Consider the following 10,747-nt stretch of genomic DNA (forward strand, 5'->3'; position numbering starts at 1 on the left):
CCATCGGCCCGCCTCAGGAGAACCCCCGCCCGAGCCTGCCCGGGGACCACCCCGTGGACCCGCCCATGGACCCGCGGGACGACCCGATGGCGCGCTCCGGGCTGCCGGCCGACGTCCCCGCCGAAGGTGGCGGCCTGTCGTACACCGAGCCGTCCCGGGACGACCCCGAAGGTCCGGCCGGGCGGGACACGCCCGCGGACACACAGCCGGGCGTACGACGGGACGCGCCCCCGGACACCCACCCGGACACGCACCCGGACACGCCCCAGGACGACGACCGCACCGCCGCTGCCGGCTCGGGCGGCGGCCCGAGCGGAGCGCTGGGCGCTCCCGCCCCGCGGCGCGAAGGGCTGCTGAAGGTCACCGGGGCCGCCCGCTACGCGGCCGAGCACCCGCTGCCCGGCCGGGCCCACGCCTGGCCCGTGCCCGCCGCCGTGGCCCGGGGCCGGGTCACCGGCGTGGACACCACGGCCGCCCTCGTCCTGCCCGGTGTCCTCGCCGTCCTCACCCCGGATGACGCGCCCCGCCTCCGCCCGTCGGACGACGGCACCCTCGCCGTGCTGCAGAACCCCCGGGTGCCGCACCGCGGCTGGTGCGTCGCCCTGGTCGTCGCCGAGACCCTGGAGACGGCCCGCGCCGCCGCCCGGGCGGTCCGCGTCACCTACGCCACCGAGGACCACGACGTCCGGCTCCGCCCCGACCACCCGGACGCCTACGAGCCGGAGAAGGCCGGCGGAGAGCCGGGCCGGTTCGAACTCGGCGATCCGGAGGGCGCGTTCGCGGCGGCCGGTGTCCGCGTGGACGTCGACTACCGGGTCCCGCCCCTGCACAACCACCCCATGGAGCCGCACGCGACCACCGCCGTCTGGGACGGCGACCGGCTCACGGTGTACACCTCCACCCAGGGCGGCACGACCGTCCGCTCCGTACTCGCCGAGCTGTTCGCGCTGCCCGAGGACCGGATCACGGTCGTCGGCGAGCACGTCGGCGGCGGCTTCGGCTCCAAGGGCACCCCGCGGCCCGACGTCGTCCTCGCGGCCATGGCCGCGCGCCGCACCGGCCGGCCCGTCACCCTGGCCTACCCCCGCCGCCAGCTGCCGACCGTCGTCGGCCACCGCGCGCCCACCCTGAACCGGCTGCGGCTCGGCGCCACGGCGGACGGCCACCTCACCACCCTGCTGCACGAGGTGACCACGCAGACCTCCCGCGTCAAGGAGTTCGTGGAGTACGCCGGGCTGCCCGCGCGTGTCATGTACGCCACCGAGCACCTGCGCAGCTCCCACCGCGTGGTGCCGCTGGACGTGCCCACCCCGTCCTGGATGCGCGCCCCCGGTGAGGCGCCCGGCATGTACGCGCTGGAATCCGCCATGGACGAACTCGCCGGCGCGCTCGGCATCGACCCGGTGGAGCTGCGCATCCGCAACGAACCGGACCACGAGCCCGCCGGCGGACAGCCGTTCAGCAGCCGGAACGTCGTCGCCTGCCTGCGCGAGGGCGCCCGCCGCTTCGGCTGGGAGACCCGCGACCCGCGCCCGGCCGCCCGCGCCGAGGGCCCGCTGCTCCTCGGCACCGGTGTGGCCGCGGCGACCTACCCGTTCCAGATCGGCGCCTCCACCGCCAGTGCGCAGGCGCTGCCGGACGGCACCTTCGTCGTCCGCCTGAACGCGGCCGACATCGGCACCGGTGCCCGTACCGTGCTGGCCCAGGTCGCCGCCGACGCGCTCGGCGTGCCGCTGGACCGGGTGCGTACCGAGGTGGGCCGCAGCGACCTGCCCCCGGCCCCGCTGGCGGGCGGCTCGTCCGGCACCGCCTCCTGGGGCTGGGCCGTGCACGAGGCGTGCACCCGGCTCGCGTCCCGCCTCGCCGGCCACAGCGGCCCGCTGCCCGCCAAGGGCCTGACGGCCCGCGCCGACACCGCGGGCCGGGCCGACGCCGACAGCCCCTACTCCCGGCACGCCTTCGGCGCCCACTTCGCCGAGGTGGCCGTCGACAGCGTCACCGGCGAGATCCGGGTCCGCCGGCTGCTCGGCGTCTACGCGGCCGGACGCATCCTCAACGCCCGCACCGCGCGCTCCCAGTTCGTCGGCGCCATGACCATGGGCCTGGGCATGGCGCTCACCGAGGGCAGCACCATGGACACCGCCTTCGGCGACTTCCCGGAGACCGACCTCGCCTCCTACCACGTGCCCGCCAACGCCGACGTGCCCGACATCGAGGCCGCCTGGATCGAGGAGGACGACCCGCACCTCAACCCCATGGGCAGCAAGGGCGTCGGCGAGATCGGCATCGTCGGCACCGCGGCCGCCGTCGGCAACGCCGTCCACCACGCCACCGGGATCCGCTTCCGCGAGCTGCCGCTCACCCCGGACCGGATCCTCACCGGCCTGCTGTCCGAGCGGTGACGGACCGACGAGGACCCGAGAGGCGGGAAGGGGACCCGGCGCGGTGACCGGACTGCTGTGGGAGTACGACGGCTACGACCCCGGCGAGGAACGCCTGCGCGAATCCCTGTGCACCGTCGGCAACGGCCGCTTCGCCACCCGCGGCGCCCTGCCCGAGTGCGCCGCCGACGCCGTGCACTACCCCGGCACCTACGCGGCCGGCTGCTACAACCGGCTCACCTCCGACGTCGCCGGGCGCCCGGTCGAGAACGAGGACATGGTCAACCTCCCGAACTGGCTGCCGCTGCGCTTCCGCCCCGCCGCGGGGGACTGGCTCACCCCCGACTCCGTCCCGCCGGCCGAGCACCACCTCGCCCTCCACCTGGACCCGGGCGTCCTGGAGCGCCGGACCCGCTATCGGCTCGGCGACGGCGTCACCCTCCTCGTCCGTCAGCTCCGCCTCGTCCACATGGCCGACCCCAGCCTCGCCGCCCTGCGCACCGACCTCACCGCCGAGGGCGGCAACGTCGAACTCGACGTCGAGGCTGCGCTCGACGGCGGCGTCACCAACTCCGGGGTGACCCGCTACCAGGACCTCGACGGCCGGCACCTCATCCATGTGGAGACGGGCAGCGACACACCCGGCGGCACCGCATGGCTGCGCTGCCGCACCCGCACCTCCGGCATCGTCGTCGGGCTCGCCGCCCGGCTCACCGCGGCCGGCGCCCCGGTGGCCGACGCCCACGAGGCCCGCCGGGCCGTCCAGCACCTGCGGCTGTCCCTGGCCCCAGGCCGCACGGTCACCCTCGACAAGACCGTCGCCCTGCACACCTCGCACGACCCCGCCATCAGCGACCCGCTGCGCGCCGCGGTCGACCGGGCCGCCGCCGCGCCCGCCTTCGACGACCTGCTCGCCTCGCACGCCACGGCCTGGGAACAGCTGTGGCGACGGGCCGAACTCGACGTCCCCGGCGACCCCGGCCGCATCCTGCGCCTGCACCGGTTCCACGTGCTGCAGACCCTCTCCCCGCACACGGCCGACCTCGACGTCGGCGTGCCCGCGCGCGGACTGCACGGCGAGGCGTACCGCGGGCACGTCTTCTGGGACGAGCTGTTCGTGCTGCCCTACCTCAACCTCCATCTGCCCGAGGTCTCGCGCGCCCTGCTGCACTACCGCTACCGCCGCCTGGACGCGGCCCGCCACGCCGCCCGCGAGGCCGGCCTGCGCGGCGCCCTGTACCCGTGGCAGAGCGGCAGCGACGGCCGCGAGGAGACCCAGCAACTGCACCTCAACCCCCGCTCGGGGCGCTGGTTGCCCGACCACTCGCGGCTGCAACGGCACGTCGGCTCGGCGGTGGCGTACAACGTGTGGCAGTACTGCGAGGCCACCGGCGACACCGGCTTCCTGCACACCGAGGGCGCCGAGATGCTGCTGCTGATCGCCCGCTTCTGGGCCGACTCGGCCGTCTACGACGAGCACCTGGGCCGGCACCGCATCCGCGGCGTCGTCGGCCCGGACGAGTACCACGACGCCTATCCCGACGCGGACCGGGCCGGCCTGGACGACAACGCCTACACCAACGTCACCGCCGCCTGGGTGCTCGCCCGCGCCCTGGACCTGCTGCGCCTCCTGCCCGAGCCGCGCCGCCGCGAACTCAGCGAGCAGATCGGCCTCGACGAGGACGAGTCCGCCCGCTGGGAGGAGGTCTCCCGCACCCTGCACGTGCCCTTCCACGACGGAGTGATCAGCCAGTTCGACGGCTACGGCGACCTCGCCGAGCTGGACTGGCCCGGCTACCGCGCCCGGTACGGCGACATCCGGCGCCTCGACCGGATCCTGGAGGCGGAGGGCGACACCGTCAACCGCTACAAGGCGTCCAAACAGGCCGACGTCCTGATGCTCGGCTACCTGTTCGCACCGAACGAACTGCGGTCCCTGTTCACCCGGTTGGGACACCGCCTCGACGACGACACCTGGTCCGCGACGGTCGACCACTACCTGCACCGCACCTCGCACGGCTCCACCCTCAGCGGCCTGGTCCACGGCTGGATCCTGGCCCGCGCCCGCCGCACCGACGCCTGGGGCTTCGTCCAGGAGGCCCTGCGCGGCGACATCGCCGACGTGCAGGGCGGCACCACCGGCGAGGGCATCCACCTCGGCGCCATGGCCGGCACCCTCGACCTCGTCCAGCGCTGCCTGACCGGCCTGGAGACCCGCGAGGGCGAACTCTGGCTCGACCCCGTCCACCTGCCGGAACTCTCCTCCTACGGCTTCTCGTTGCGCTACCGGGGCCACTGGGGCGTCGAACTGCGCCTGCGGTCCGGCCTCCTGGAGGCCACCATGCCGTCCTGCTCCGGCCGCGCCCCCATCGACTTCCGGCTGCCGGACCGGGTGGTGCGCGTCGGGCCCGGGGAGAGAGTGCGGATGCGGCTCCCGGACTGAGCGGGGGGCTCGACGGCGGCGGCCCCGGGGCCGAGGATGCTGCCGGGGGCACGGCCTGGCGGTGTCGTCACGGAGGCGGAGACGAGGAGGTCCCGGTGGCGTTGCGCGCACTCGCGGTGGACGACGAGGAACCCGCGCTGGAGGAACTGCTCTACCTCCTGGGCGAGGACCCCAGGATCGGCACCGTCCTGCCCGCCCTGGACGCCCGGGAGGCGCTGCGCCTGCTGGAACGGGCCCTGCGGGCCGGACCGGACACGCCCGAGGCCGTCGACGTCGTCTTCCTCGACATCAACATGCCCGGGCTGAGCGGCCTCGAACTCGCCGCCCTGCTGGGCGGGTTCGCCGCCCCGCCACCGATCGTCTTCGTCACCGCTCACGAGGACTTCGCCCTCCGGGCGTTCGACCTCAAGGCCGTGGACTACCTCCTCAAGCCCCTGCGCGAGGAGCGCTTCGCGGAGGCCGTACGGCGCGTCGCCGAACTGAGCCGGGCCGGGCAGGGGCCGGCCGCCGGCCTCGTCGACCAGGTACCCGTGGAACTGGGCGGGGTGACCCGGTTCGTGCCCATCGCCGACATCGCCTATGTCGAGGCCCAGGGCGACTACGCCCGGCTGCACACCCCGCGCGGCAGCCATCTGGTGCGGGTCCCGCTGTCCACGCTGGAGGAGCAGTGGCGCTCCCGCGGCTTCGTGCGCATCCACCGCAGCCGCCTGGTGGCCCTCGGCCGGATCGAGGAACTCCGCCTGGAGGGCGGCAACCTGAGCGTCAGGATCGGCGACCGGGTCCTCGCCGTCAGCCGGCGCAACGCCCGGGACCTGCGCGACCTGCTGGCCCGGCACGCCCAGGGCGCGCGCTGAACCCGCCCCACCCGCCGTGGGCGTGTGCCGAACCTCGTCCATCGGCTACCTCACCGATGGCACGCTGCGTACACTCGCGGCAACACAGGTGATCACCGCGGCGTCGGGGAGTGCGTCATGGGTGCGGAATCCGTCCCTCGCAGAGAGGTGGTCACCGCGCGGCCCCGCACCGAACGAGCCGCCCGCCCACGGTCCCGCCCGGCGGCCAGGCCCGAGCGGACCGACCAGGCCCCGGCCGCCGACTCCGCCGTCACGACACTGATGCGCCGTCAGATGCGCGCGGCGCTCACGACGACGGCCCTGCTCGCGCTCTCGCTCGGCCTGCTTCCCCTGACGCTGCGGCTGCTCGGCCCGGCCGGCACCCGGCCGGACGCCCCGCTCGCCGTCTGGCTCGCGCTGGGCGTCGCCCCGTACCCGGCCCTGCTGGCCGCCGGAATCTGGTACGTCCGCCGCGCCGAGCGCAACGAGGGCGACGTGACCGGGCGTTGAACCAGACGTACGCAGTCGCCGGTGTGTCGGCCGTGGTCCTGGTCACGGTGCTCGTCGGCGCGCTGGGCCTGCGCGTCTCGCGCACCACCTCCGACTTCTACGTCGCCTCCCGCAGCGTGCCGCCCCGCCTCAACGCGTTCGCCGTCAGCGGCGAGTACCTCTCCGCCGCGTCCTTCCTCGGCGTCGCCGGACTCGTCCTCGCGCACGGCGCGGACATGCTGTGGTTCCCCATCGGCTACACCGCCGGCTTCCTGGTCCTGCTCGCCTTCGTCGCGGCCCCGCTGCGCCGCTCCGGCGCCTACACCCTCCCGGACTTCGCCGAGGCACGGCTGGAGTCCCGGGCCGTCCGCCGGATCGCGAGCGTGCTCGTGGTCGGCGTCGGCTGGCTCTACCTGCTGCCCCAACTGCGCGGCGCGGGACTGACGCTGCGGCTGCTCACCGGCGCGCCCGGCTGGTCCGGCGGTCTGGTCGTGGCCGCCGTGGTGACGGTGGCCGTGGCCTCCGGAGGCATGCGCAGCATCACCTTCGTCCAGGCCTTCCAGTACTGGCTGAAGCTCACCGCGCTGCTGGTGCCCGCCGTGTTCCTGCTGCTCGCCTGGCGCGCGGACCACGCGCCCGCCCCGGCCTGGGACGAACGCCCCGTCTTCCAGCGCTCCACCGAGGTGCGCACCGACGCCACGCTGCGCCTCACCGTCCAGGAGCCGGTGCGGATCACGGTGACCGGAACCGTCGACGGGCGAACCCTGCGCGGCCGCCCGCTCACCCTCGACACGGGCCCGCACCGGATCGGCCCCGCCACCACCCTGCGCTTCCCGCCCGGCGCCCGCGTCCCGCTGCCCCACGCCGGGGGCGGCCGCGCCGCCGCGTCCGGCTGGGCGAACCCGCTGGCGGCCGGCCGCGAACAGCACGGCCTCTACGCCACGTACGGCCTCATCCTCGCCACCTTCCTCGGCACCATGGGCCTGCCGCACGTCGTCGTCCGCTTCTACACCAACCCCGACGGCCGCGCCGCCCGCCGCACCACCGTCGCCGTGCTCGGCCTGCTCGGCGCGTTCTACCTGCTGATCCCGCTCTACGGCGTGCTCGGCCGGCTCTACGCGCCCGACCTGCTGCTGACCGGCGACGCCGACGCAGCGGTCCTGGTCCTGCCCCAGCGGCTGATCGGCGGGGTCGGCGGTGACCTGCTCGGGGCGCTCGTCGCGGGCGGCGCCTGCGCGGCGTTCCTGTCCACCGTCTCCGGGCTCACCATGTCGGTGGCCGGCGTGCTCGCCCAGGACGTGCTGCCGGCCCTCGGCATCCGGCACTACCGGCTCGCGACCCTGCCGGCGATCGCGGTGCCCACCGCCGCCAACACCCTCGTCAGCGACCTGCCCGTGGCCGACGCGGTCGGCCTCGCCTTCGCCGTGTCCGCCTCCTCGTTCTGCCCGCTGCTCGTCCTCGGCATCTGGTGGCGCGGACTCACCCCGCCCGGCGCGAGCGCCGGACTGCTCCTCGGCGGCGGTTCGGCGCTCACCGCCGTCACGGTGACCATCGCCGGCGGCGCGCGCTCCGGCCTGCTGCACACCCTGCTGGCCTGGCCCGCCGTCTGGTCCGTCCCGGTCGGCTTCGCCGCGATGGTCCTGACCTCCCTGGCCACCCGCGACCGCACCCCCGCGAGCGCGGCCACCACGATGGCCCGCCTGCACCTGCCGGAGGCGACAGGCGGGGGAGGAGGGAGGGAGACCGAACGGCGCGGCTCCGGGAGGAAGGCGGCCGAGCGGCACCCCCGCGACCCCGGCCCGCACGGAAGCGGTCGGCGCGGCCCCGACCCCCAGGGCACCTGCCCGCACCACTCCGACCCGCGCGACCCCGACGCGCACGAACCCGGCCCGGAGCCCGTCGTATGAGCGCGCTCGGCACCGTCGTGCTGGCGCTCGCCGCGCTCGCGCTGTTCGCCCTCGGGGCCGTACTCGGCCATGCGGGCGCCCGTCGGCAGCACGAGAACCCGGCCGGTCCCGGCACTCCGGTCGAACGGGCCACCTTCCACACCCTGCACACGGCCTCGCTCGCGGCACCGCCGCTGCGCGCCGGCCTCACCCCCGACACCGCCCGCAAGGCGGCCCGGCGGCTGCGCCCCCTGCTCGGCACGGTCGCCCTCGCCCTCACGGACGAGGAGTCCGTGCTCGCCTGGGACGGCGTCGGCGACCACCACCGCGCCGAGGCCGAGGCCGAGCTCGCCCACGTACTGCGCACCGGACGCACCCAGACCTTCGCGCTGTCCTGCGGCAACGACACCTGCCCGGTCCGCTGGGGCGTCCTGGCGCCGCTCGGCGTCGACGGCCGCGCCCCCGGCACACTCGCCGCGTTCGGCGACGCGGAGTCCGCCGTCATGGTCAGGGCCGCCGCCGAGGTGGCCCGCTGGGTCTCCGTACAGCTCGAACTCGCCGAACTCGACCGGGCCCGCTCCGGCGTGATCGAGGCCGAGATACGCGCCCTGCGCGCCCAGATCTCCCCGCACTTCGTCTACAACTCGCTCGCGAGCATCGCCTCGTTCGTCCGCACCGACCCCGAACGCGCCCGCGAACTGCTGCTGGAGTTCGCCGACTTCACCCGCTACTCCTTCCGCCGGGGCGGCGACTTCACCACCCTCGCCGAGGAGCTGCGCTCGATCGAGCAGTACCTCGAACTCGCCCGCGCCCGCTTCGGCCGCCGCCTCGAAGTCACCCTGCGCATCGCCCCCGAGGTGCTGCCGGTCACCCTCCCCTTCCTCTGCCTGCAACCCCTCGTCGAGAACGCCCTCAAGCACGGCCTCGAGGAGTCCGTGGACCGCGGCCGCATCACGATCGTCGCCGAGGACGAGGGGACGGAGGCCCGGGTCGTCATCGAGGACAACGGCGTCGGCATGGACCCGCAGCGGCTGCGCGACCTCCTGCGCGGCCGGGGCGACCCCCACGCGGGGATCGGCCTCAGCAACGTGGACATGCGCCTGCGCCAGGTGTACGGCGACGATCACGGCCTCGTCATCGAGACCGGGGTCGGAGCCGGCACGAAGATCACCGTACGGATTCCCAAGTTCCGTCCCGGCATCGTCCCGTGAACTGCTCCGCAGGATCGAGGACGCCCCGCTGGCGCCGGCGGTGACCGACATCGAGGAGTACACGCTCGGCACGGTGTGCGTCGCCGTGCCCGTCTACTACGGGGACATGATCGGCTCGCTCGGCGTCTCGCTGCCGGTGGAGCGCAACGCCCGGCTCCAGGACATCCGGGCCCGGCTGCTGCCGACCGCCGGCCGGGTGACCCGGGGGCTGTCGCTCACTATCTGAAATTCCGCGCCTTGTGGGCGCCCGGCCCAGCCCGGTTTCCTTGATGAAACGGTCATTCCGGGTATGTGCCCCGTACAGGTGAGGACTGCGGACGAGACATGAGCCAGGCCCGACACCATCGCAGCGAGCACGGGCCGGCGCGGTCGTCCGGACGCCGGTGGACCGGCCACCGGTCGGCGGCGGCCCACTGGTCGACGGCCCACCGGCGTGCCGCCGGGCAGCTCGCCGTCGGTGCGCCGGTGCTGCCCGTCCTGCCGGTCCTGCCGGTGCTGGTCGTGGCCGTCGTCGTGCTGGTCGGCTTGGTCGGAGGCGCGGGGATGGTCTGGCTGCCGCTGCTGGCGGCCGGACCCGCGCTGGCGGCCACCACCAACGGGCCGCGCGGGGTGCTGTGCGTCGGTCTGCTGGCCGGGGTGCTGGGCGCGGCGCAGGGGCTTTGGGACGAGGTGCCCGGTCATGAGCTGGCGGCCGTGCTGGCCGCCCTGCTGGCGGTCACCGCGGCCAGCGGCCTGGCCAGCGCACTGCGCGGACGCCGGGAACGGGTCCTCGCCGCGGTCCGCTCGGTCGCGGAGGCGGCCCAGCACGCCCTCCTGAAGCCTGTCCCCGAGACGGTCGGCCCGTTCCAGGTGGCCGTGCGTTACAGCGCGGCGGCGGCGGAGGCCCGGATCGGCGGGGACCTCTACGCCCTGGTGTCCACCCCGCACGGGGTGCGGCTCATCGTGGGCGACGTACGCGGCAAGGGGCTGCCCGCCGTCGGGACCGCCGCGAGCCGCTCGGCGTCTTCCGCGAGGCCGCCTACGACGAGCCCGACCTCCTGGCGGTCGTCGGCCGGATCGAACGGAGCCTGGCGCGCAACCTCGGCCCCGACGACTTCGTCACCGCCGTGGTCGCCGGATACCCGCGGCCGGGCCGGCTGGAGGTCGTCAACTGCGGGCACGCGCCGCCGCTGCTGATATCCGCGTCCCGGGAGGGGGCGCCGGTGGAGCCCACCCGTCCCGCGCCGCCGCTCGGTCTGCGCGCCCTCTCCGGCGAGGCGCCCCGCCTCCAGCGCCTGCCCTTCGCCGACGGCGACCAGCTGCTGCTCTACACCGACGGGGTCACCGAGGCCCGCGACCACGCCCGCGAGTTCTATCCGCTCGCTGAGGGCGTGGCCCGCCACGTCTGCGAGGAACCGGCCCGCACCCTCACCGCCCTCCACGACGAACTGCTGACCCACGTGGGCGGCCGCCTCCACGACGACGCGGCCCTCCTCCTGCTCCGCAGACGAACGACCCCCGACAC

At 75.3% G+C, this 10,747-nt stretch carries 6 protein-coding genes and 2 pseudogenes; all 8 read left to right on the forward strand.

What is annotated here, in order from left to right; translation table 11 throughout:
- The first annotated feature begins 86 nt into the window (after positions 1 to 86).
- A complete protein-coding gene (locus V7E45_RS34610) occupies positions 87 to 2,402 on the forward strand; it encodes a xanthine dehydrogenase family protein molybdopterin-binding subunit (RefSeq protein WP_333778219.1) in 2,316 nt (771 codons plus the stop codon).
- Positions 2,403 to 2,445: 43 nt separating this feature from the next.
- Positions 2,446 to 4,824, forward strand: a complete 2,379-nt coding sequence (locus V7E45_RS34615; protein ID WP_333778214.1) for a glycoside hydrolase family 65 protein — start codon at positions 2,446 to 2,448, stop codon at positions 4,822 to 4,824.
- Positions 4,825 to 4,919: 95 nt separating this feature from the next.
- Positions 4,920 to 5,678: a LytR/AlgR family response regulator transcription factor gene (locus tag V7E45_RS34620; protein ID WP_333778215.1), complete on the forward strand. Its 759-nt coding sequence runs from the start codon at positions 4,920 to 4,922 to the stop codon at positions 5,676 to 5,678.
- 117 nt (positions 5,679 to 5,795) lie between these two features.
- The gene (locus tag V7E45_RS34625; protein ID WP_333778216.1) at positions 5,796 to 6,167 is read left to right on the forward strand and encodes a hypothetical protein; all 372 of its coding nucleotides are present in this window, start codon (positions 5,796 to 5,798) and stop codon (positions 6,165 to 6,167) included.
- Complete coding sequence (locus V7E45_RS34630) at positions 6,164 to 8,053, forward strand: sodium/solute symporter (protein WP_333778217.1); 1,890 nt, start codon at positions 6,164 to 6,166, stop codon at positions 8,051 to 8,053. The genes V7E45_RS34625 and V7E45_RS34630 overlap by 4 nt, the downstream gene beginning before the upstream one ends.
- Positions 8,050 to 9,243: a sensor histidine kinase gene (locus V7E45_RS34635; RefSeq protein WP_333778218.1), complete on the forward strand. Its 1,194-nt coding sequence runs from the start codon at positions 8,050 to 8,052 to the stop codon at positions 9,241 to 9,243. Before V7E45_RS34630 ends, V7E45_RS34635 begins: the two co-directional genes overlap by 4 nt.
- Positions 9,242 to 9,469 (forward strand): annotated as a pseudogene (locus V7E45_RS34640) (IclR family transcriptional regulator domain-containing protein); the annotation flags it as partial. The gene V7E45_RS34635 and the pseudogene V7E45_RS34640, both read left to right, overlap by 2 nt.
- Positions 9,470 to 9,735: 266 nt before the next feature.
- Positions 9,736 to 10,747 (forward strand): annotated as a pseudogene (locus V7E45_RS34645) (PP2C family protein-serine/threonine phosphatase); the annotation flags it as partial.

It is taken from the genome of Streptomyces sp. IBSBF 3136 (assembly GCF_036815105.1).
GTDB lineage: Bacteria > Actinomycetota > Actinomycetes > Streptomycetales > Streptomycetaceae > Streptomyces.